We start from the raw sequence: 22,543 nt of genomic DNA, 5'->3' as shown, positions 1-22,543 counted from the left end.
TATATCATCAATGCAGCACATCACTTTTTAAATAAATGACACGCAACAAAATGACCGTTCAACTCTTGTTCTCGAGGTCTTGTTGTTTTGCAAATATCGAGCACTTGTGAACACCTGGTATGGAATGCACAGCCAGATGGAGGATTGGCGGGACTTGGAATTTCTCCCTCTATTAAAATAGTTTCCTTCTTACTGTCTGGGTCTGGGATGGGTACCGCTGAGAGGAGTGCCTTGGTGTATGGATGGAAGGGACTTTGATATAGATTTTCACTTTCAGCTAACTCTATTAATCTTCCTAAATACATCACGCCAACACGATCACTAATATGACGAACCACACCTAAATCATGTGCGATAAATATGTAGGTAAGCTGAAATTCTTTTTGAATATCCTTCATTAAGTTAAGTACCTGGGCTTGGATTGAAACGTCCAATGCTGACACTGGTTCATCCGCTATAATCAGCTTCGGCTTTGTCATCAATGCTTTAGCTATTCCAATTCGTTGACGCTGACCGCCGCTGAATTGGTGCGGATATCGCTTGGCATAATTGCTGCTTAAACCGACTACCTCCAGCATTTCTCTCACTTGCTTTTTGCGCTCCGCTTTGGTTCCAATTCCGTGGACAATCAGCGGTTCTTCAAGAATTTGTTCAATCGAATGTCTGGGGTTTAAGGATGCATAGGGGTCTTGAAATACCATCTGTATATCACGGCGGGTTTTTCTTAATTCAGATTTTGACATACTCGTAATCTCTTTATCTTCAAATATAATCTTTCCTTCACTTGCTTCCATCAAACGCATTAACAGGCGGCCGGTAGTCGATTTCCCGCATCCGCTTTCCCCTACAATTCCTAATGTTTCTCCTTTTCTAACATAAAAAGAAATATCGTCTACTGCTTTCACTTCACCTTGTTTCCTTCCAAAAAGTCCTCCGGTAATCGGAAAGTACTTTTTCAACCCATTTACCTCAAGAAGTAACTCCGACATGCTTGTCGCTCCCCTCCTTTACTGTATATAGAAAACAGCGAACTTCATGTTTGTCATTTTCCATTTTCCGTAGTTTTGGTTCCTCCTCTTGGCACCTGCTAAAAGCTTCTGAACAGCGTGGTGCGAATCGGCACCCATGCTGTATGGTTCCCGGCATAGGGACGGTTCCTGGTATGCTATAGAGGCGCTCCTTTTTCCCGCTTAATTCAGGGACCGATTTTAATAGTCCTTTTGTATACGGATGCCGTGGATTTTTAAGGATGGTTCTCACATCACCTTGTTCCACGATTTGTCCTGCATACATAACGATTACCCGTTCACAAATTTCCGCTACCACGCCTAAATCGTGCGTAATCAAGATAATCGATGTATTTGTTTTTTTATTTAAATCCTTCATTAAGGCAAGAATTTGTGCCTGAATCGTTACGTCCAATGCGGTTGTGGGTTCGTCCGCAATCAATACCTTAGGATTGCACGCCATTGCCATGGCTATCATGATCCGTTGTCTCATTCCACCCGATAACTGGTGGGGATACTCTTTCAAAATCCCCTCTGCTCTTGGGATTCCTACTAGTCTTAATAATTCAATGCCTCGAACTAGTGCTTCTCTCTTTGAGAGATTGGTATGTAGTTTGATGGCTTCCATCAACTGATTCCCAATGGTGAACAAAGGATTCAGTGATGTCATTGGTTCCTGGAAGATCATCGATATCTGATTTCCACGAACTTTACGCCATTCTTTTTCGGTGTTGTGTCTTAAATCTTTTCCTTCAAATATAATTTGACCCTTTTCCATTTTTCCTGGTGGTGAAGGAATTAATCCCATTGCCGCTAAGGAAGTTACACTTTTACCACTCCCTGATTCACCTACGATTCCAAGAATTTCTCCTTCTTTTAAATCAAAACTAATCCCATCAATTGCAGGTAAGAGCTTTTTCCCAGATTGAAACGATACTTTTAAGTCCTTAATCTGTAAAATATGACTCACATTAACACCTACCTCATTATCTATGATTAGCAACCAATTCTTTTGAAATATTATAATATAGAAAATATTAAAATAATTATGACATATACCACATGCCTGTTTTTATCGAAACTTGTCAATAACATAAAAAATAATAAAAAAGCGCCTTACACCAAACTGCATTAAAGCGTTACTGCAGGGTAGTGTAGGCACTAAACATCAAAGATCCATTTTGATATTACTATATTACTATTACTTTTTTATACCTGTGTAAATGTATATGGCATCTCGTAAAAACTTGGCCGTACCTGGCTGCACTTTATCATAATAGGCCGTAAATCTCTCATCATCTACATACATTTGAGCAAGCCCGGCATGGGCCTCCTTGCTGTATTTGGTCCAATAATAGCTTAGCCATTGTTTGTGCAGTTCTGCCGCTTTTTGGGCTAACTCCCCTCCAGGATCGCCTGTTTTAAACGCTTCAGCTAAGGTAACAGTAATAGTTTCAGCCAATGCAGTAACTTCATTGTGCTGCTCCTGCGTCATACTCATTACCTTTTCATTTGATTGGTCCACTCGATCATCACCATATTTTTGGCGGATTTCTTCTCCAAACTTTTTCTCGTTTTCTTCAATCATTTTTTTCTTAAAACCTTCGAACTTATCTTTATTAGACATTTTCATTTTCCCTTCCGCTGACGCAATGGTTTTATCAAGATTAGCAATTAACACTTCTAATTGTTTCTTTTTCTCAAGGAGTTTTTCACGGTGTTCTTTAAGAGCAGCCGCACCATCAAAGGCTGGATCAGTGACAATTTCTTTGATTCTATCCAAACTGACCTCTAATTCCCTGTAAAAGAGAATTTGCTGCAGCCGATCGACTTCCGCTTGACCATAGATCCGATATCCAGACGAATTGATCCTCGCCGGCTTAAGAATGCCAATCTCATCATAATATCTAAGCGTCCTCGAACTAATCCCCGTCAAACTCGCCAACTTTTGCACAGTATACTCCATTCGCTCACCTCCCCTTAAAATCAACAATACACCTTAACGCAACGTCAAAGTCAACAAAAAAAATGGTGCCTGACACCATTAAAAGACATTTGTCCATTCAAGGTGTACAGGCACCAATTAGCTCTTGTATATCTGGTAGTTGCTTCTGCCATTTTCTTTTGCTTTGTAAAGGGCATGGTCTGCATGTTGTAGTAAGGTTTTTTCGTCTTGGCTAAGATGGGAGTAAAATGCAATACCGATACTTGTCGTTATTTTAATTTTTGTTTCATTTATTTTCCATTCGTTACTACTTGAGGCTATTATTCGCTTGGCGATTTGAGTGACGTTTTCTTCTGACAATCCCGACAGTAGAATGACAAATTCGTCTCCTCCCAGCCTTGCAAGCATATCCTCATCCCGAATACAGGCTTTTACGCGCCGGGAGAACTCCTTTAATAGTTTATCGCCCATATCATGTCCCATTGAATCATTAATCTTTTTAAAATGATCGACATCAAGATAAAATACAGCTAATGTTGTTTGCGTCTGTTTCGATAATTCCATTTCCTCCTTCAGCCTTATAAAAAAGTAAGTTCGATTTGGCAGTCCTGTTAAGTTGTCATGGTGGGCCAAATGTTTTAATTGCTGCTCATACTTTTTCCGCTCTGTTACATCACGAACTACAGCCAGTAAATGCGTACATTGACCTTCCTGATTAACCACTGGTGTAACCGTTGATTCCCAATAAACCACATGGTTCTTTGAATGGTTCATTGGCGTTGAAAGGACGATTTTATCTTCATATTTGACTGGTTTCTTAGTAGCCAAGACTTGTAAGTATTTATCTTCAATGACAGTATAAACCTCTGGTTGAAGCACCTCTTTAATCGGCTTTCCATAGCAGTCTGATGTTAGTCCTGAGAAATTTTTGGCCGGCTCATTAGCTAGAACATAACTAAATTGACCATCTTCTTCTACACTCGTCAAATAGACCAAATCAGACATATTATTAAATAACTTAAAAAATAAATCTTTATTTAAAAAGTCAAGATTATCTTTACTCACCATATATAAGTCACCTGTATTCATTAAATTTAAGCCTCTTCGTTTACCCACTTAGCGGATACATATAAAATGCCCTTTGCTTTTAAATTAAAACCTAATTGCGGCTCTATCAATCTCTTTGTGCGAAAAATCATTTTAGTCTGAAATGATTTATTATTTTAAAAAAACTTTCTTTTTTCACCCAACATCTCAAATATATTGAATTATCAAGGTTTTCATTAACTTTTCTCTCTATTACCAAAAAAAAGTTTTTGACAATTCAAACTTAGAAAAAGTATCATAGAATAATGTAAAAGGAGGTAATGTAATGTCAAATCTAAATAAACAGAAAATTGTGGATAGTGTACCTCAGAAAGGATTCTTTGGACATCCTAAAGGTTTATTTACACTTTTCTTTACAGAATTCTGGGAGAGATTCTCTTATTACGGAATGAGAGCCATTCTTGTTTACTATATGTATTATAGTGTAACCAAGGGCGGCTTAGGAATGGACCAAACCTTGGCATTATCGATTATGTCGATATATGGATCCCTCGTTTATATGTCAGGGATTATTGGAGGCTGGTTCGCTGACCGGATCTTCGGTACCTCAAAAGCCGTATTTATTGGGGGCATCCTCATTATGCTCGGTCATATTGCCCTCGCCATCCCAGGAAGCATCGCCTTTTTCTTTGTTTCTATGGTACTGATTGTCTTGGGTACAGGTTTATTAAAACCAAACGTTTCAACCGTTGTTGGTGAAATGTATGCTGAAAATGATAATCGCCGTGATGCTGGATTTAGTATTTTTTACATGGGGATTAACGCGGGCGCCTTCTTATCACCGTTAATCGTTGGATCCAAGACCATCATGAATACTAGCTTCCACTTAGGTTTCGGTATTGCCGCTGTAGGAATGTTCCTAGGATTAGTTGTCTTTTTAATAACAAAGAAGAAAAATCTTGGCCTTGCAGGAACAACCGTATCAAACCCGCTTACAGGTTCTGAGAAGAAAAAAGTATACACATATTTCGCAATTGCGATTATTGTCATTGCTATTATTTGTTTTATGACGATTCCAAACGGAATTTTAACATTCGAAGGGTTTATTAACATTGTAAGTATTCTTGGAATTTTAATTCCTACTATCTACTTTATTCGCATGTATGCAAGCCCTAAAACTACATCAGTTGAAAAATCACGTGTTATCGCCTATATTCCATTGTTTATTGCATCCGTCATGTTTTGGGCCATTCAGGAGCAGGGTTCAACCATCCTAGCCAACTATGCGGACAAGCGTACACAATTAGATTTTGCTGGAATAACTATTTCTCCAGCATGGTTCCAATCACTAAATCCATTATTCATTATTGTATTAGCTCCGGTATTCGCAGCAATATGGATGAAATTAGGAAAGCGCGAGCCTTCCATTCCGCAAAAATTTTCTTTAGGCCTATTATTTGCTGGTTTATCATTTATGGTTATCCTTGTTCCAGCCTATTTCGGAGGAACAAATTCATTGGTAAATCCATTATGGCTAGTTCTTAGTTATTTAATTGTTGTATTAGGTGAGTTATGTCTTTCACCTGTAGGACTTTCAGCTACAACGAAATTAGCTCCGGCAGCCTTTTCTGCACAAACGATGAGCTTATGGTTCTTATCCAGTGCAGCTGCTCAGGCATTAAATGCACAAGTAGTTAAATTCTATACACCGGAAACAGAAATGACCTACTTCGGTGTAATCGGCGGTGTTTCGATCGTCCTTGGTTTTATTCTATTAGCACTTGCACCAAAAATTCAAGGATTAATGAAAGGCATACGCTAATAATAAAAAGGTGAAGGCACTCTTATTTAAAGAGAACTTCACCTTTTTCTTTTACTCATTTTTTACTTATCTGTAAGATCATTTAATTCATCGATTAATTGTTTTGTCCGTTTTGCGTTTCCTTCGGCAAAATTTTCGAGGCGTTCTTTTAATTCATCGTTATCATGAATCCGCTCTGCTGTAATCAAATAAGTTCGCATTAAATCTTCTTCTATTTCTTTTGAATTTTCCAGAATAATTTCAAGGTTTTCCTCTTCTTCTTTGTCCTTTCGGTTGAACAGATGGTAATCCATGAGCGGGACCTCCTTTTACTTTTATCCTTCTCTAACCTAACGGAATTTATGTTACCTCTTTCGTTCAGTGTCATTAATAACATCATTAAGGGCTTGTTCTAATGTTCCTTTAAATTTTGCCATCGGCTTAAAGCCTGCATCGATACTAATTAAATTTTTGACGATCTCCGCACGTAATCCTGTTAAGAATGTTTTACACCCCATCATGGAAATCCCTTCAATAAGCTTGATAAACTGCACAGTTGCGTCATGTTTCATCGGCGTTATGCCAGAAAGATCGATTATCAATGACTGAATATGATGATTTTCAATCTCGGAAAACACTTTATCCTGTATGATCGCAAGGCGTAATGAATCAATCGGACCAATTAAGGGTAAAATACATATTTCCCTGTTAATCGGGATAATGGGGACCGAGAGATCATCCACCATCTTTTGGTGGGTTGCCAGTAGTTCATCCTTATAGTTAGAATAACTGATAAAAAAGTACGTAAGAAATTGATCAATATTTTCATTTATTTGTTTTTCCAATGAATAAAACGCCAATCTGTCAGCTTCTGTTTTACTTAGAAGATCATAATTATACAAGAAGTCCCATACTGTTCTTCTGATTGCTTGAATCCATTCCAATTTAAATGCTAGTGTCAAAGAATACTTTGCCCATGCAATCCCTTCTTGCTTAGCAAAAGAGATAAGTTCATGCCCCCGTTCCTCCAGTACAAATAAAACCAATTTATGGGCATTTGATAATAGATTTATATTTCCTATTTTATGTATTTCTTCGATTTTATCTTTTACATTAATGGCTTCATGCAACAGTCTTTCTTCAAACGCCTGGCGATTCTCGAAGAAGAAATGCTTCATCGAGAGTTTTTCTTTATAGTGTAAATTCAACGTTTTTACTCCCTTTTGTTTTACCTGTTGCATCATTGGAATCTTTATTGTAAACATGGTGCCTTGATTCTCTTTACTGTCGACCGTAATATTCCCGCCATGCTGATAGACGACTGAAAATACCTGCGTTAACCCCATCCCTGTTCCTTGTTCTTTGGTGGTAAAAAAAGGAGTTCCTAGTAACTGAATCTTATCCGCTGAAATCCCCACTCCTGTATCCTTAATTTTTACAATGACCTCATTGCCCACCAGCTCATGGCTAATGGTTAGTGTACCTATTCCAACCATTGATTCAATCGCATTTTTAATTAAGTTAAAAAATGCTTTTTTGAATTGATTTTTTCTTCCACTAATCGGAATATTTGTATGAAAAAATTCAGTATGTAACCTAATATTATATAATTTATCTTGAAATAAATTGAGGATTGATTCTATCTCTACAGCTAAATAAATCGTCTGAAAATCTTCATTTTCCAAATCAGGTTTGGATACCTGCAATAAATTATTTAAAGTTGCGAGGGCATTATCTAATTCTGATTGTGCAATTTGAATATATTCTCTTCTTCCATCCTGTTCTAGCAATTGCAAAAAGCCTTTAACTGCGGTTAACGGATTTTTTACCTCATGGGCAATCCCTGCGGCAATTTGTCCAACAGAGGCTAATTGGCTTAAATGTGTACCTTGTTCTGATTCTTGCTTTACACTACCATCTGTAATCATTGTTAAAAAATCCTTTCAGTAAAATTATATTTTTTAACACTAAATTTTAATAATTTCGATAATTTAACAAGGAACACTTTGCCAATGGAAATAATTAATGGTAAATTTATCTACTTATCTAAACTGTACGGCTCTTTTATTCAAATATGAATAACCCAAAAGTCCTAATTTTCTCATAAAAAAAGCTAAACTATTATACTTATTACCATCTATTCAAAATAGAAGGTGAAGAGAAAATGATTAAAATTATAACCGATAATTCAGCAGAACTCCTACAGGAATTAATTTAAAAAATTAAAAGCTCATCTTATTGAAAAAGAAAGATGAGCTTTTTAACTTTATTCTATATTAATCAGAGACTCCGGTTTAAAAAGGCCTTTGTTCGATCAAACTGAGGTCTAGTAAGAACCTCTGACGGGTGACCGGATTCAATGATCTCACCATTGTCCATAAAAATTACCCGGTTTGCCACTTCTTTTGCAAATCCCATTTCATGTGTAACCACAATCATGGTCATTTTCTCTTCAGCTAGCTCCTTCATTACTTGAAGAACCTCCCCTGTTAGTTCAGGGTCGAGGGCAGATGTAGGCTCATCAAACAACAAGATTTCAGGATTCATCATAAGAGCCCGCGCAATGGCAACCCGTTGTTTTTGACCGCCAGATAAATTAGCGGGATAGGCTTTTGCACGATTAGATAAGCCTATTTTATCAAGGAGTTCTGAGCTTCGCTGATGCAGATCTGCAGCTGATTCCTTTTTCACCAATTTAGGAGCAATGATCAAATTTTCCTGAACTGTAAGATGGGGAAACAAATTAAAATGCTGGAAGACCATTCCCATCCTAGCCGTAATCTGCTTAATCTCGGACTGTTTTGGGTAGATTCCATCCTTGACCAAATGTTCACCGGAAACACTGATACTGCCAGCGTCCACTTGTTCAAGATGGACAAGACTGCGGAGCATTGTACTCTTTCCAGAACCAGATGGACCGATTACTGCTACTACATCATTTTTATTTACATCAAATGTAATCCTTTTTAATACATCTAGTTTTCCATAAGACTTTTTGAGGTTTGAAACTTCAATGATCGCCATATTCACCCATACCTTCTATTCAAATCTAAATCTATTTTCAACCCATTTAAACACTAATGTTAATACAAGTGTCATCAAGAGATAAATAATCCCAGCAACCAAAAAAGGCACAATAGTAAAGTCACGATTAACGGCTGTTTCGGCAAAATGTAATAATTCAGGCACTGCAACAGCATAAAGCAGCGCAGTATCCTTAATCAATGTAACCGATTCATTTGCTACAGCAGGAAGAGCAATTCGAAACATTTGCGGCATGATAATTCTAGTTGTCATATGCCACCTATTTAACCCCAATACCTGTGACGCCTCGTATTGTCCCTTATCAATCGCAAGGATTCCTCCACGAAAAATTTCTGCAAAGTATGCTGCGTAATTCAAAATAAACCCTAAACAGGCCGCAACAAAGCGATCCAAAACTAAATATTCTCCGATGACAGGAATCATTGGCAGCCCAAAGCAGATGAATAATAATTGCAATAGCAGTGGAGTGCCACGCATTACATAGATATAGGCTTGAGCAAGCCATGATAATGGTTTAATTTGGCTTCTTACCGCCAATGTTAATAAAAAGCCCAATGGAATAGAGACTACAATGGCAATGATGAATAATAGCACAGTCATCTGCGCCCCTTCAAGCATTGGCTTCAGAATTGAAATAATGTAATTTATAGACATTCTTAATTTTCCTCCAATTAGAAAAGCGTAAGCACCAATACCAATTAACACAACAAAACAGGCTTCCCTATGGAAATCCTGTTTTGCCAACTATATTTTACTTCAATACTTTATCTTTGCCAAACCACTTTGTTGAAATTTTTGATGCTGTACCATCAGTATTCATGTCATCAAGAGCTTTTTGAAGATTTTTTAGTAATTCTTCATTACCCTTTTTCACGCCGACTCCATATTCCTCAGGAGCAAGTGATTCATCCAATATTTTAAAAGTATCTTTCTCTTTGGTCATATAATAATTAATAACGACCTCATCAATAACTACTGCATCCAAACGGCCGCTCTTTAGGTCGTTTAAAGCTAACACATTGTCCTTGAATTCTGTGACAGTTTTAATTTTAGATTTAATTGGATTTGCATCTAGGGCATCTGACGCAGAAGAAAGTGATTGAAGACCAACCGTCTTACCCTCTAAATCTGATAGTTTAGTAATTTTTGAATCAGTTCTTGTAACAACTACTTGTGCATTTTTTAAGTAAGGTTTTGTGAAAAGCACTTTTTTCTTTCTGTCATCGGTGATAGTATATCCATTCCATATTAGGTCAATCCGTCCGCTGCTAAGTTCTGACTCTTTTGTCTTCCAATCAATGGGCTGGAACGTTACCTTTTTCCCCATTTTATCAGCAGCAGCTTTCGCGAGGTCAATATCAAAGCCAACAATTTTATTGTTTTCGTCCCTGAATCCCATTGGAGCAAATTTATCGTCGATCCCAATAATTAGCGAATCTTTATTAGTACTAGATGTCTTGCTTGAGCAGGCTGTTAGCAGCGAAAAAACAGCCGCAATTGCCAGGACCATCGTTGCTATACGTTTCATTCTATTTTACCACCTTTTACAAGATAATTTTATAAACCCTTTAGTACGTTACCATATTATCATACTAGCACATTATAACATTATAATATTTTAAATTACAATCACTTTTCTACTAAAATGAAAAAAGTCTCCCTCTTCGTAGAAATAGACCTTTTTCGTTTTATGTATGTTTCTAATATAGATAATATTTTTATTTATTATAATAATTTATTGAGTCTGCTTAAAATTAGTAATCTATAAAAAAACAAAGGCAACTATCCAAAACGGGCAGTTGCCTTACGTCTTTTCCTTATTCCATTGTGTACTGGCTCTCAGTCAACTTTATCTGTTGATACAACACTTGATTAACCGGTGTTGGTACATTATACCTTTTCCCCAACTTTACTACGGTACCGGAGAATAACTCCACTTCACTAAATCGCCTTGCCTCAACATCCTGGGCCATTGAGGGTTTTCCATCTGGACTTAATGTACCTAATACCTTTAACCAATAAACTAAATCCTCTTCCGATAAACGAACTCCTACTTTTTCCGAAAGCGACATAACCTCTCTCATTGCCGAGATCATCATCGTTCTGGCTGGTCCCTCAAGCTGAACAGCTCCATAATTACTTTCAAAAACAGCAACAGTTTGATTTACCCCTACATTAAGCATGAATTTCCCCCACAGCCTTTTTAACATATCGGGGTCAACCTCATATGGAATCTCCACTTGTTCAAAAAACTCAGCTAGGATATTCACCTTTTCTGTTTCATTTCCTCCAAAGCAAATCATCCCGATATGGTCGTAGGTCAGTTGGTTCTCGACTTTAACAGCATCCATGCCTTGGGCCACACAATATAGGATTTTATCCCTCCCATAAGCCTCACCAATGATTTCTTCACTAGTAATACCATTCAGGAGTGATAGTATAATCGTTTTCTCACCAACATGTTGTTTTACCGCTTGAATTGCATCATCTAAGCCATTAAACTTTACTGCTATAATCAGTAAATCGGCAGGCTCACACACCTCTTGAGGCATTACATAGTTGAAATCGCAGCGCTCACCATTACAAAAAACCCCGTCCTCTTTATAGCGTTGAATACGGTCTTGATCAGCAATTATTCTTAAATCAGTACGGGGCAATTTCTTGGCTAATTGGTTCCCAAATAAAATCCCTAATGCCCCCAGACCGATAATAGAGACTTTTTTTATGACCATCGCTATTCACCTAAATCCTTGCTGACCATCCAAAAGGATCTTCTTTTGTGCCATTTTGGATTCCGGTTAATGTATCGTATAATTGCTGCGATAATGAACCAATCTCTCCATTATTAACAACCATTTTCTCATTTTTCCATAGGAGCTCCCCAATTGGCGAGATAACTGCAGCGGTTCCCGTGCCGAATGCTTCTTCTAATACCCCATCCTGATAGGCCTGCTGAATTTCATGAATAGAAATTCTTCGTTCAACCAGTGGAATATTCATATAATTTAATAGTTCGATAATTGATTTACGTGTAATACCTTCGAGAATACTTCCATTTAACTCTGGAGTAATAACCTCACCATTGATTTTAAAGAAGACGTTCATACTGCCAACCTCTTCAATATATTGATTTTCTCTGCCATCTAGCCATAACACCTGTGAATAACCATTTTGCTCGGCAATCTCGGACGCCTTTAAGCTTGCTGCATAGTTCCCTGCCGTTTTGGCATTTCCTGTTCCGCCAGCAACAGCACGAACATACTCGCTTTCAACTGCAATTTTAACAGGATTGATTCCTTCTTTGTAATAAGCACCTACAGGTGAAAGAATGATTATAAACTGATAGGTTTTTGCAGGATGAACCCCCAAAAAGGCTTCAGTCGCGATCATAAACGGACGAATATATAGGGAGGTCCCTTCACCAGACGGGATCCAATCACGGTCAATTTGAATTAATTGCTTCAAGGCACTTAATGCCCCTTCTTCATCCAGCTTCGGCATACATAACCGGTCATTTGATCGGTTTAATCTTTTCATATTTTCTTCAGGTCTAAATAATAATACCTGTTCATCTTTTGTTAAATATGCTTTCATTCCTTCAAAAACTGTTTGCCCATAATGGAATACGGTCGCTGCAGGGTCCAGCATAATCGGTTGATACGGGATAATTCGTGCGTCATGCCATCCTTTTCCTTCAGTGTAATTCCAAATAAACATGTGATCTGTAAAGTGCTTTCCAAACTCCAAGTTATCAAACGATGGCTTTTGTTTTTTTTCTGTGCTTAAAGTTACGTCAATTTTTAACTCCTTCATGATTGTGGCTCCCATCCTTAATTTCTATAAACTTTCCTTAAAAGATATAGTTGCATAATTTTAATACTATTTTGACTATTTTAACATATTTTCTGAAGAATAGGGTTATTTTTGCTAGAATCTAATAAAAAGAGGAAAGAACTTTTTGGCAAAGAAAAAGCAAGTAAACTTGTCTGATTAAAGACATCGTTTACTCGCCTAGTCTACTGCCATTTCTTCTATTAAACTAGTCCTGTTACTAAATAAACGCCAATAATAAAGAAGGCAGCGATTGTTTTAATAATGGTGACAGCAAAAATATCACGGTAGGACTGCTTATGTGTTAAACCTGTAATCGCAAGTAACGTGATGACCGCACCATTATGGGGCAAAGTATCCATTCCGCCTGAGGCCATAGAAATTACCCGGTGCATGACTTCTAAGGGAATTCCAAATTGGTTGGCCAATGCAATATACTTATCAGCCATAATTCCGAGTGAAATGGCAATCCCCGCTGAAGCGGAACCGGAAATGGCGGAAAGAACGTTTGTGGTCACCGCACCGTTTAATAATGGATTAACAAATAATTTAGAAATGCCATCTCTCGCCATTGTAAAACCAGGCAGTGATGAAATAACAGCACCAAAACCGTATTCAGTTGCTGAGTTCATAATAGCCAACAAGGCTCCGGCAATCCCTATATTCATACCATCTTTAAAATTTAGGAAAATTGGTTTTCGATTATATAAAATAGTAGTAAGAATACCAACAATAAGTGCTATTTCTACCGACCATATTCCCACTACCTGCGGAGTTTCAATATTAGGAAAATTCAAACCGATTTTTGAAAAATCAAATCCATTCGGATACCACTTAGGAATAAAGGTAGTTAACACTTTATTTAATACACCGACAAGTACAACTGGAACAAACGCCAAAATTTTACGGGCCGTACTTTCTTGTAGGTCAAGGTTTACTTCAATTTGTTTTTCTTTAATTGTTCCGAAGCAATCGTATCCTTCACCCACTTTTTCAGCCTTTTTCCGGCGTGTATTTAAATAAAGCATACCAATCGTAAAGATGAAAATTGCACCAATGATACCAAGTGTTGGCGCAGCATAAAGAGTTGTTTTGAAGAAGGTAGTCGGGATAACGTTTTGTACCTGTGGAGACCCTGGAAGTGAATCCATTGTAAAGGTGAATGAACCAAGCGCAATTGTACCAGGAATTAACCGTTTGGGAATGTTAGATTGTCTAAACAAGTTTGCCGCAAAAGGATAGACAGCAAAAGCAACTACGACCAAACTGATACCACTATAGGTAAGAATTGCACATAATAATACAATGACCAGCATGGCACGTTTACGCCCTACTAATTGTATTAGCGTTGTTGCTATCGAACGTGCTAATCCAGACATTTCAACAACTTTACCGAAAACTGCTCCTAATAAGAAAATCGGAAAATATAGTTTAATATATTCAACCATTTTCCCCATAAATACATTTGAGAAAAATGGTAAGACGAAATCAGGATTTGTTAGGAATACAGCAAATAATGCACAAATAGGCGCAAATAAAATAACTGAAAAACCCCGGTAAGCTATAAACATTAACATTCCGAGTGCTAATAGGATAATAACCAGTTCCATAAAATCTCTCCTCTATTTCAACGAGTATTATTCTAAGAAGTTGCAGCAGAGATATATTTTAGTAACTGAGGATCATGATTACAGAACTTAAAACCGCTTTCAATTAATACTTCAGTGATTCGAAAAAATATATATTCTTGCGTCAGTATGCTGGCGAAAAGGGTAATGTACCCCTTTTCTCCCATTCTTAGAAGTTATGAATCTTTAACTATTCAGCTTAACGCCACTTTACTATTACTTTTAGCAATCTCAGCCGCCACTTCGACAATCATATCTTCTTGGCCGCCGACGACTTTGCGCTTACCTAATTCTATTAAAATATCTCGTGAATCAACACCAAATTTCGCAGCAGCACGTTTGGCATGAAGGGCAAAGCTTGAGTATACGCCCGCATATCCTAATGTTAAACTATCTTTTGTAATTTCCTGTGGTACTTGTAAGATCGGAGCAACAATGTCCTCTGCTAAGTCCATCATTTTATATAAATCTACTCCTGTTTTAATTCCCATCCGTTCACAAACGGCAACTAATACTTCCGTTTGCGTATTACCTGCGCCCGCACCCAGGCAGCGTACACTTCCGTCAATTCGCGTTGCCCCTTCTTCAATCGCTGCAAGAGTATTAGCCATTGCTAGTGATAAGTTGTTATGACCATGGAAACCGACATTGATACCAACTGATTCTTTCAAGGCATGAATTCTTTCACGTACTTGGTTAGGCAATAAGTAACCAGCAGAGTCCACAACATAGACCGTGTCAGCACCATAGCTTTCCATTAATTTAGCTTGCTCAACTAGTTTATTAACTGGAGCCATATGATTCATCATAAGGAATCCAACTGTTTCCATCCCTAGTTCTTTAGCGTAAGCAATATGCTGTGGAGCTACGTCTGCCTCTGTCACATGCGTGGCAATCCTGGCCATTTTAGCGCCTAAATTAGCGGCTTCTTTTAATTCATGCAAAGTACCGATTCCTGGTAAAAGAAGCACAGCAATTTTTGATTTATCAGCAACGGATACAGCAGCTTCAATTAATTCCATTTCATTCGTACGGGAAAGGCCGTACTGCAGGGAAGAGCCAGCTAGCCCGTCTCCATGGGATACTTCTATAAATGGTACGTTAGCATCGTTTAATGCTTTGGTAATTTTAAGTACTTGTTCTACTGTATATTGATGGTTAATCGCATGACTTCCATCCCGTAAGGCTACCTCAGTAATTACGATCTCTCTCTCATTTGTCATTTTTCTTTACCCCTTTCTAACAGCTTAAACTGTTTCTTTCGTTAATAGTTTTTTCGCAAATGCTTCGGCAATTTTTACACCAGCAGAAGTCATGATATCAAGGTTACCTGCATACACCGGCAAGTAATCACCAGCACCTTCTACTTGAAGGAAGATCGTCACTTTATTACCGTCAAAAATTGCTTCAGTCCGGAGACGGTAGCCAGGCACATAGGATTGAACTACTTTCTCCATTTCAGCGATGGATTGTCTGATCGCTTCTTCATCCATTTTTCCTTCTTCAACAAGTGTATAAACTGTATCACGCATCATAATTGGCGGTTCAGCAGGGTTTAATATCATAATGGCTTTCCCTTTTTTCGCCCCTCCGACTACTTCAATTGCTCTGGAAGTGGTTTCCGTAAATTCATCAATATTGGCACGTGTTCCAGGCCCGGCACTCTTACTTGCAATGGTAGCAACGATTTCTGCATATTCAACTGGTGCAACACGGTTTACAGCATGTACCATTGGAATGGTTGCTTGACCGCCGCAAGTAATTAGATTGATATTATCCTTATCTAAATGGTCCTCAATATTAACAGCTGCACATACATATGGTCCTACAGCAGCCGGAGTCATATCAATTACTTTGATGCCAGCTTCTCTTAAAACTTTTGCATTATATAAATGCGCTTTTGCAGACGTGGCATCAAAGACGATGTCTGCTTCTAAGGTTGGATCAGCAAGGAATCCATCAATTCCTGTATCAACCCCGGCATAACCTAATTCTCTCGCACGACGGAGTCCATCTGATTGTGGGTCAATCCCAATCACAGCAGTTAACTCTAATAATTCAGAACGGCCTAGTTTAATCATTAAATCTGTACCAATGTTTCCCGATCCAAGAACGGCAACTTTTACTTTTGACAAAATAATTCTCCTCCAATACCAAAATTTATTCTTTGTACTTGCTCTATTTAAATTGCATTTTTCCCTTTGTAACCTAATTGTCTTGAAATCTCAGCTGCTGCATGTTTAATACCCTCAATTACTTTAGGCAGACGTTCTTCATCTAACCTCATTTTAGGGGCGGCACAGCTTATCGAAGCAATTGCTTTCCCTTGATGATTAAAAATTGGTGCAGCTATACATTTAAGTCCTAGCTCTATCTCTTCATCATCGAAGGCATAACCTTGTTCTCTGATTGAGGGCAAAATGCTTTTGATTTCCTCGATATCGGTGGTCGTAAACTCCGTGAATGCTTCCAGGCTGACGGATGATAAAATACGATCTACCTCTTCTTCACTTAATTGGGACAGGATGGCTTTGCCAACACCTGTACAATGAAATGGGGCTCTTTTGCCAATATGGGAATAAATCGTTAAGGCACTTGGACCCTCTACCTTTTCAATGTAAATTAGTTCATCACGCTGCATCGTAACTAGGTGAACGGTTTCATTTAGTTCTTCAACAAGATCTTTAATGATAGGTCTGGCAATTCTACCAATATCAAGATTTTTCCCTACATAATTACCTAGTTCAAAAAGTTTAATTCCGAGTCGATATTTCAGATTGTCCGAATTTTGCTCCAGGTAACCTCGATGTTCCAAGGTTTTAATAATGCCGTGGACAGTACTCTTTGATAAGTTCAATCTGTCGCTAATTTCTTTAATACTTTGTTCTGGATGTGAAGTCAAAAAAACTTCGAGGATATCTGCAGCTCTTTCGATTGATTGAATCAGGCGTTCCGTCACTTCGTTCCCTCTTTCTGTTCGACATTACCGAATGACGTTCGTAAATATTAAGTACACTTTTATAGTACTCTTAGGTCACCATTCTGTCAACGTTTTCATTTGTACTATTTTGATAAAAAAAGCCGAATTCTCCCTTGGGAAAATACGGCTTCTGTTAAAATAATCCGACTAAATAATCTCAAATTGTTTAAAACCAGTTGTATCCGGAAGATAATCTAACGTTTTATGATTGAAATAATGACATTCTCCTGCATCAATAATGAAATGCAGACTATCTCTTATGACTTCTGTATCATTGGCTTGAATGTTTTCTTCTAATGTAACCTTCACTTTCATAAAACAACTTTTCCGCATTTGCATCCGAATAAACTGTTTAGGACCATATTGTTTTAACCTTGTTTGCAGCTCTTGAATTGCCGCATCTGTAACAATAAACATAAAATCACCCCATTTCTACTCGTACCTAGGATGATTATGGCAGATTAATGGAGGCCTGTCATGGACAAAAATTACCCCATCGTAGATTAGGGCATGCCAAAGTGCAGTTATTAGCATAATGCTTTTACTTATTATCCTTTAAAACAAAGCACATAATGCTTCTATCTTCGCTTAAGTCCCAATCCACCAAAATGTCCGCAACAGGATTGTGAAAGATTTCTTCAAAGCGTCCATCTCGATGTAAATATGACTTTTCCAGTTCGTCCTTAGTGACCAAGAGTGTATGTTCATATCCCTTAGAAACTAATGCCTTTTCAATCTGAACCAATATTCCATCGCGTTTTATTAAATAAATATTTGGTGAAATAAAATAAGCTTCTGTTCTTTCAGGTCTTTTTTGTACCAGTATGCTTATCCTCTCTACCTCTTCAATCAAAGGTTTAAGGTCCACAGAGCCCCCCTGATTTCGAGCCATAGGCTGTGCAATATCACCTTCAAATTCGACTGCAATCATCCCTGTATTTTGCGGATAGTTCCAATCATGGTAAAAGGATTCAATATCCTGTTCAAATTCTAGTTCAAGAATTCCTTTCAACTGGTTATTTACCGACTTCATAACAATATGTCGCGAGATATCAATATTATCAGAATTCCCATTCTCCAATAAAGTGGATTCTAATGGAGACATGAAACCGCGTATGTAAAACACTAAAAACCGCTCATTTGCATAAGCATAGCAGGATTCCGGTCCGCGCCCAAAACTTTTTCTTAGCAATTTACTAGTTAGGCTGCTAATATCCATTAGCTTTTGTTGCATTGGCAATACCATTTAGGTTTTCAACCTCACTTTCGGATAATGGCAAAAAAATACTGCCTGACATTAATATGTCCAGGCAGGAAATTTTTATGGTTCATTTATGTATAGATCTTGTTGAAACTAAAGATTAAGAAACCTTTATTAGCTGGGATATCCCATATCATAAATAAATCCTCAATCGACCGATTAAATAAGTCTTCAAATAGCAGCTTTTGCCGATAGTACCCTTTTTTAATTTCTCTTGTATAAGTTAAAAATAAGTCGGAATCACCATTTTCTGCTAACAAATGATCTAATGGCAGCATAACCCCTTTTAATTCAATTGCACAGATATTCTGAGTATACTTCACTACCTTTAATTGACTGGGAACCTTGTGCAGCTGTGAGCCCACCATTCGGATTAGATGATATAGCTTCTTCTCAAGACGATCATCTATTTTCACAACTGGATTACTGCGATTATTTACTAAAAGTAAAATTCCCGAATTCGTATTAAAGTTCCAATCTTGGTAAAAGGATTCAAACGAAATTCCTAAAAGTTGCGATGCCTCTTGCACTAATTCTTTTGAGAAAACGGTTATGACAGATGAACGGAATTTGGTTACCAAATTATATTCTTGTTTTTCTGATAAAATTTCTTCCGCTGGTGTCATAAAATTACGGATTTGCACATATAATCTGTTTCCTTTTAAAACTGTATAACAGCTTTCAGGACCTTTACCAAATCCCCGCTTTATTATTTTACTAAATGAACTGCTTAGAGAAAGCAAATCCTCTTGAGTTGCAACCATTCAAATCCCCCTAATAAAATATAAAAAGGCCTAACTTCACTAAAAGGAAGTTAGGCCACGGAAAAGACGACTATATAAAAATAGTTTCCACCATTTACCATCACAAAGAAAGTATTATATATAATGTTCTTAAAATAAGGCTCCAAAACTAATGACTGCAAGACATTAGACAAATATCATAATAACATTAATTCTTCAAGATAACAACACCATTAGAAAAAAATAAAAAGGCCAAACCTCTATGCTTGTGACGATAAGGGTAATTTCACATGGATAGAGGTTCCATTTGAATCACTCTCAATGCGTAGATCCCCTTTATGTTCTTTTACAATTTGCCGGCTGACCAGCATGCCAAGCCCCGTTCCGTTTTCTTTGGTTGTAAAAAAAGGCTGGCCAATTTGAGAAAGAATGCTTGGGGGAATCCCACGACCCTGATCGATAATACTAATTTTGACCTGCCCGCCTACAAGGGGGCTTCCATTTATTATCAGCACTCCTCCATCGGACATTGCTTCAATTGCATTTTTTATATAATTAATTAAAACCTGTTTTAACTGGTTAGGATCACCGACGATCCACATGTTAGCGAAATCAAACTGTTTGTCGATTTGAATATTATTAAGGAGGGCCTGTGAGGCCATTAAGGTAACAACCTGATCTAATAAGACTTGAAGATTTACTCTTTCATATTTTTGTTTGGATGGTTTAGCGAGTACCATTAATTCCTTTAGAATGTCTTCAATTCGCTCAATCTCTGAATTAATGATTTCGAAGTAGATTTTATTACCAATGTTTTCTCCCATTAGTAATTGTAAAAAGCCTTTAATGGCTGTAATGGGGTTGCGTATTTCATGGGCAATACCGGCAGCTAGTTGTCCGGCAGTGGCTTGTTTTTCTGATAAGCGGGATAAATGATGGATTAGGGTATGATATTCTTGTTCACGTTCCAACGATAACCTATTTTGTTTAATGAAGGTTATATCCTTTAAAACTAAATATGAGCCAAGAAACTCATGTTCAAAAAAAATAGGAATCGCGGTAACGTTAACATCTAATGCATTTCCCTCAATTACTTTTACCTTCGCATCAAAATTATCAATTTTCTCCTGTTCTCTGCCTTTAAAGAAGGTTTGCTTTTGATCTAAAAAGTCGGACACAAACAGTTTATTTAACTTTACCTGTTGCAAAGTATCCCTTGAAAAACCTAGTAGTGGTTCACAAGCATGGCTGGCATATTCAATATTTCCTTGCAAATCGATTAGTATAAACGCATCACGAGTTTTTGACAGGATCGAAAAATCCTTATCCATATTCGTATCTCGGTACACTTTTAACAGAATACTTTTTCGATCAGTTTCATGCATAACCATAAGGCAGAACCTCCTTTCACCATAAAAAAATGGCTGTGTTAAAGGTTATTGATGATTTTTAGCATGTTGATTGGAGCGGAAATCAACATTCAAGATTAACACAGCAATAAAAATAGAAAAGCCACAATAAGAGCAGGTAATTACCTACTTCTTACTGTGGCTTTAAAATCTAGCATACATTTTCTAGAGTTCGTTACCTTTATAAATTTCCCTATTTTCACGAATTGCCAAGTTAGAACATAAGAACAGAGCGTCTACTCTATATCCATACTAAATATATTATATTCTTCCATATTTAGCAATAAGTTATCAGTATTTTCTCAAAATAAATAGTCATTTAGCCCTGCACCTCTTATCTCATGTTCCGCAAAAGGTTTGGTAAGGACTTATTGAAGGATCTGGCAATTTGCTGTATTCCACATGTTCCGTAGTATGAGCATACGGGTTTGAGAGCACAGCTAAGAGCCTGTTCATGACGCTGAAATCTTCGTGATTTACTGCCGCTTCAAGCGCTTCCTCTACCCGATGGTTTCGAGGGATTACCGCAGGGTTACTGCTCCTCATTAACTGGTGGGATTGCTCTTTTGTTTCTTCCTGCCTTCCAAGTCTACCCAGCCACCGCTCCTTCCATTGTGTAAATCCAACTGACCCAAATAACTCGTTCTCTTCGTATTTATCAAAGGTTAAGGCTAGGAATGTATTAGTATAGTCTGCCTTATACTTATGCATCAAATTGAGCAGTTCTTCAAATAAAGATTCATCCTGTTCCTCTTCGTTAAATATGCCTAGTTTCGCCCTCATTCCTGTGAGCCAATTTTTTTGAAACAACTTTGTAAATCCTGAAATATTCTCCTGTGCTAATTGAATAGCTTGCTCTTGATTATTATCAAGAAGCGGCAATAAAGTTTCTGCAAATCGTGCCAGATTCCATCCGCCAATGTACGGCTGATTAGCATAGGCGTACCGCCCTTCTCTGTCAATGGAACTAAAAACAGTTGCCGGATCATATTGATCCATAAAGGCACAAGGTCCATAATCGATGGTTTCACCACTTATGGCCATATTATCAGTGTTCATGACTCCATGGATAAAACCGATTAATTGCCATTTGGCAATTAAAGCAGCCTGACGTTTAATAACTTCCTGCAACAGCGATAAATATTTGTTCGGAGCATCTTTAATATGTGGATAATGGCGCTTTATAGTATAGTCAGCCAATGCCCGTAGGTCAGCCACTTCTCCTCTTCCTGCTGCATATTGGAACGTTCCCACACGGATATGGCTGGCGGCCACTCGTGTAAGAACGGCACCAGGCAGCATGGTTTCGCGGATAATCGTCTCCCCAGTTGTAACCACTGCAAGGCTGCGAGTAGTTGGAATTCCAAGTGCATGCATGGCTTCGCTGATAATGTATTCGCGAAGCATTGGTCCGAGTGCTGCTCTGCCATCACCGCCGCGTGAGTAAGGTGTTCGGCCTGAACCTTTTAACTGAATATCGAACCGTTCATCTTTAGGGGTAATCTGCTCCCCAAGCAGTATTGCCCGGCCGTCTCCCAGCATGGTAAAATGCCCAAATTGGTGTCCGGCATAGGCTTGAGCAAGCGGCTCGGCACCTTCAGGAATCTGGTTTCCTGCAAACGCTGCTATACCATCCTCACTTTGGAGTGTCGAGATTTCAAGGCCTAAATCCTCTGCCAATGGTTCATTCAAAATCACTAGCTTTGGTGAATTTACAGGGCCTGGGTTTTGTCTTGTGTAAAATGATTCAGGAAGATGGGAGTAACTGTTATCAAAATTCCATCCTGTTTTTGTCATGGGAGCTCCTTTTCTACATAAAATCCTCATTTTATTGTTATTCTTCGTA

General features: G+C 37.9%; 21 protein-coding genes. 1 reads left to right on the top strand and 20 read right to left on the bottom strand.

The features are described 5' to 3' along the window. Positions 1–20: 20 nt before the first annotated feature. The 4 genes from L1999_RS05040 to L1999_RS05025 all read right to left on the bottom strand — a co-directional run bounded on the left by L1999_RS05040 (position 21) and on the right by L1999_RS05025 (position 4,041). Complete coding sequence (locus tag L1999_RS05040) at positions 21–989, bottom strand: ABC transporter ATP-binding protein (RefSeq protein ID WP_235742573.1); 969 nt, start codon at positions 987–989, stop codon at positions 21–23. Continuing rightward, positions 970–1,977 carry an ABC transporter ATP-binding protein gene (locus L1999_RS05035; protein WP_235742572.1) on the bottom strand — a complete coding sequence of 336 codons (1,008 nt, stop codon included), beginning with the start codon at positions 1,975–1,977 and terminating at the stop codon, positions 970–972. Before L1999_RS05035 ends, L1999_RS05040 begins: the two co-directional genes overlap by 20 nt. A 231-nt stretch (positions 1,978–2,208) precedes the next feature. Beyond that, the gene (locus tag L1999_RS05030; protein ID WP_235742571.1) at positions 2,209–2,973 is read right to left on the bottom strand and encodes a MerR family transcriptional regulator; all 765 of its coding nucleotides are present in this window, start codon (positions 2,971–2,973) and stop codon (positions 2,209–2,211) included. 117 nt (positions 2,974–3,090) lie between these two features. Then, positions 3,091–4,041, bottom strand: coding sequence for a sensor domain-containing protein (locus tag L1999_RS05025; protein WP_235742570.1), 951 nt, complete (start codon positions 4,039–4,041; stop codon positions 3,091–3,093). A 283-nt stretch (positions 4,042–4,324) separates the two neighbouring features. Here L1999_RS05025 and L1999_RS05020 point away from each other — a divergent pair, with 283 nt between their 5' ends. Then, positions 4,325–5,821 carry a peptide MFS transporter gene (locus L1999_RS05020; RefSeq protein ID WP_235742569.1) on the top strand — a complete coding sequence of 499 codons (1,497 nt, stop codon included), beginning with the start codon at positions 4,325–4,327 and terminating at the stop codon, positions 5,819–5,821. 62 nt (positions 5,822–5,883) lie between these two features. Here L1999_RS05020 and L1999_RS05015 read toward each other — a convergent pair whose 3' ends face one another. The 16 genes from L1999_RS05015 to L1999_RS04940 form a co-directional block, all read right to left on the bottom strand. Then, complete coding sequence (locus L1999_RS05015) at positions 5,884–6,114, bottom strand: hypothetical protein (protein ID WP_235742568.1); 231 nt, start codon at positions 6,112–6,114, stop codon at positions 5,884–5,886. 51 nt (positions 6,115–6,165) lie between these two features. Further along, positions 6,166–7,728 (bottom strand): ATP-binding protein, encoded by a 1,563-nt coding sequence (locus L1999_RS05010; protein WP_235742567.1) that lies wholly within the window; start codon positions 7,726–7,728, stop codon positions 6,166–6,168. A 352-nt stretch (positions 7,729–8,080) separates the two neighbouring features. After that, complete coding sequence (locus L1999_RS05005; protein WP_235744256.1) at positions 8,081–8,824, bottom strand: amino acid ABC transporter ATP-binding protein; 744 nt, start codon at positions 8,822–8,824, stop codon at positions 8,081–8,083. A gap of 15 nt (positions 8,825–8,839) precedes the next feature. Beyond that, positions 8,840–9,499 (bottom strand): amino acid ABC transporter permease, encoded by a 660-nt coding sequence (locus L1999_RS05000; RefSeq protein WP_235742566.1) that lies wholly within the window; start codon positions 9,497–9,499, stop codon positions 8,840–8,842. Between the two features lie 97 nt (positions 9,500–9,596). Beyond that, entirely contained in the window at positions 9,597–10,373 is a 777-nt protein-coding gene (locus tag L1999_RS04995; RefSeq protein WP_235742565.1) for an amino acid ABC transporter substrate-binding protein, read from the bottom strand. Positions 10,374–10,662: 289 nt separating this feature from the next. Continuing rightward, positions 10,663–11,577: a ketopantoate reductase family protein gene (locus tag L1999_RS04990; protein ID WP_235742564.1), complete on the bottom strand. Its 915-nt coding sequence runs from the start codon at positions 11,575–11,577 to the stop codon at positions 10,663–10,665. 10 nt (positions 11,578–11,587) lie between these two features. Beyond that, positions 11,588–12,658, bottom strand: coding sequence for a branched-chain amino acid aminotransferase (locus L1999_RS04985; protein WP_235742563.1), 1,071 nt, complete (start codon positions 12,656–12,658; stop codon positions 11,588–11,590). Positions 12,659–12,879: 221 nt separating this feature from the next. Beyond that, a complete protein-coding gene (locus tag L1999_RS04980; RefSeq protein WP_235742562.1) occupies positions 12,880–14,286 on the bottom strand; it encodes a GntP family permease in 1,407 nt (468 codons plus the stop codon). Between the two features lie 212 nt (positions 14,287–14,498). Continuing rightward, entirely contained in the window at positions 14,499–15,527 is a 1,029-nt protein-coding gene (dmpG, locus tag L1999_RS04975) for a 4-hydroxy-2-oxovalerate aldolase (RefSeq protein WP_235742561.1), read from the bottom strand. A 24-nt stretch (positions 15,528–15,551) separates the two neighbouring features. Continuing rightward, the gene (locus L1999_RS04970) at positions 15,552–16,439 is read right to left on the bottom strand and encodes an acetaldehyde dehydrogenase (acetylating) (RefSeq protein WP_235742560.1); all 888 of its coding nucleotides are present in this window, start codon (positions 16,437–16,439) and stop codon (positions 15,552–15,554) included. Between the two features lie 47 nt (positions 16,440–16,486). Then, complete coding sequence (locus L1999_RS04965; RefSeq protein WP_235742559.1) at positions 16,487–17,263, bottom strand: IclR family transcriptional regulator; 777 nt, start codon at positions 17,261–17,263, stop codon at positions 16,487–16,489. A 168-nt stretch (positions 17,264–17,431) separates the two neighbouring features. After that, on the bottom strand, positions 17,432–17,701 hold the full coding sequence (locus L1999_RS04960) for an iron-sulfur cluster biosynthesis (RefSeq protein ID WP_235742558.1): 270 nt from the start codon (positions 17,699–17,701) through the stop codon (positions 17,432–17,434). A 124-nt stretch (positions 17,702–17,825) separates the two neighbouring features. Beyond that, entirely contained in the window at positions 17,826–18,530 is a 705-nt protein-coding gene (locus L1999_RS04955) for a Na-translocating system protein MpsC family protein (protein ID WP_235742557.1), read from the bottom strand. Between the two features lie 86 nt (positions 18,531–18,616). Further along, positions 18,617–19,309 carry a Na-translocating system protein MpsC family protein gene (locus L1999_RS04950; RefSeq protein WP_235742556.1) on the bottom strand — a complete coding sequence of 231 codons (693 nt, stop codon included), beginning with the start codon at positions 19,307–19,309 and terminating at the stop codon, positions 18,617–18,619. A gap of 239 nt (positions 19,310–19,548) precedes the next feature. Next, entirely contained in the window at positions 19,549–20,679 is a 1,131-nt protein-coding gene (locus tag L1999_RS04945; RefSeq protein WP_235742555.1) for an ATP-binding protein, read from the bottom strand. A gap of 357 nt (positions 20,680–21,036) precedes the next feature. Beyond that, positions 21,037–22,494 carry a protein adenylyltransferase SelO gene (locus tag L1999_RS04940; protein ID WP_235742554.1) on the bottom strand — a complete coding sequence of 486 codons (1,458 nt, stop codon included), beginning with the start codon at positions 22,492–22,494 and terminating at the stop codon, positions 21,037–21,039. Positions 22,495–22,543 lie beyond the last annotated feature (49 nt).

It is taken from the genome of Neobacillus drentensis (genome assembly GCF_021560175.1).
Taxonomy (GTDB): domain Bacteria; phylum Bacillota; class Bacilli; order Bacillales; family Cytobacillaceae; genus Neobacillus; species Neobacillus drentensis_A.
The sequence above is the reverse complement of the archived record's forward strand: the minus strand, read 5'-3'. Positions and strand labels throughout refer to the sequence as shown.

What these genes read in the sequence shown, in the direction of transcription:
- L1999_RS04955 (WP_235742557.1), bottom strand. Translation starts at nt 18,530, where the DNA reads ATGGTATTGCCAATGCAACAAAAGCTAATGGATATTAGCAGCCTAACT.
- L1999_RS04960 (WP_235742558.1), bottom strand. Translation starts at nt 17,701, where the DNA reads ATGTTTATTGTTACAGATGCGGCAATTCAAGAGCTGCAAACAAGGTTA.
- L1999_RS04940 (WP_235742554.1), bottom strand. Translation starts at nt 22,494, where the DNA reads ATGACAAAAACAGGATGGAATTTTGATAACAGTTACTCCCATCTTCCT.
- L1999_RS05025 (WP_235742570.1), bottom strand. Translation starts at nt 4,041, where the DNA reads ATGAATACAGGTGACTTATATATGGTGAGTAAAGATAATCTTGACTTT.
- L1999_RS05030 (WP_235742571.1), bottom strand. Translation starts at nt 2,973, where the DNA reads ATGGAGTATACTGTGCAAAAGTTGGCGAGTTTGACGGGGATTAGTTCG.
- L1999_RS04980 (WP_235742562.1), bottom strand. Translation starts at nt 14,286, where the DNA reads ATGGAACTGGTTATTATCCTATTAGCACTCGGAATGTTAATGTTTATA.
- L1999_RS05020 (WP_235742569.1), top strand. Translation starts at nt 4,325, where the DNA reads ATGTCAAATCTAAATAAACAGAAAATTGTGGATAGTGTACCTCAGAAA.
- L1999_RS05040 (WP_235742573.1), bottom strand. Translation starts at nt 989, where the DNA reads ATGTCGGAGTTACTTCTTGAGGTAAATGGGTTGAAAAAGTACTTTCCG.
- L1999_RS05015 (WP_235742568.1), bottom strand. Translation starts at nt 6,114, where the DNA reads ATGGATTACCATCTGTTCAACCGAAAGGACAAAGAAGAAGAGGAAAAC.
- L1999_RS05000 (WP_235742566.1), bottom strand. Translation starts at nt 9,499, where the DNA reads ATGTCTATAAATTACATTATTTCAATTCTGAAGCCAATGCTTGAAGGG.
- dmpG (WP_235742561.1), bottom strand. Translation starts at nt 15,527, where the DNA reads ATGACAAATGAGAGAGAGATCGTAATTACTGAGGTAGCCTTACGGGAT.
- L1999_RS04985 (WP_235742563.1), bottom strand. Translation starts at nt 12,658, where the DNA reads ATGAAGGAGTTAAAAATTGACGTAACTTTAAGCACAGAAAAAAAACAA.
- L1999_RS05005 (WP_235744256.1), bottom strand. Translation starts at nt 8,824, where the DNA reads ATGGCGATCATTGAAGTTTCAAACCTCAAAAAGTCTTATGGAAAACTA.
- L1999_RS04945 (WP_235742555.1), bottom strand. Translation starts at nt 20,679, where the DNA reads ATGGTTATGCATGAAACTGATCGAAAAAGTATTCTGTTAAAAGTGTAC.
- L1999_RS05010 (WP_235742567.1), bottom strand. Translation starts at nt 7,728, where the DNA reads ATGATTACAGATGGTAGTGTAAAGCAAGAATCAGAACAAGGTACACAT.
- L1999_RS04990 (WP_235742564.1), bottom strand. Translation starts at nt 11,577, where the DNA reads ATGGTCATAAAAAAAGTCTCTATTATCGGTCTGGGGGCATTAGGGATT.
- L1999_RS04995 (WP_235742565.1), bottom strand. Translation starts at nt 10,373, where the DNA reads ATGAAACGTATAGCAACGATGGTCCTGGCAATTGCGGCTGTTTTTTCG.
- L1999_RS04950 (WP_235742556.1), bottom strand. Translation starts at nt 19,309, where the DNA reads ATGGTTGCAACTCAAGAGGATTTGCTTTCTCTAAGCAGTTCATTTAGT.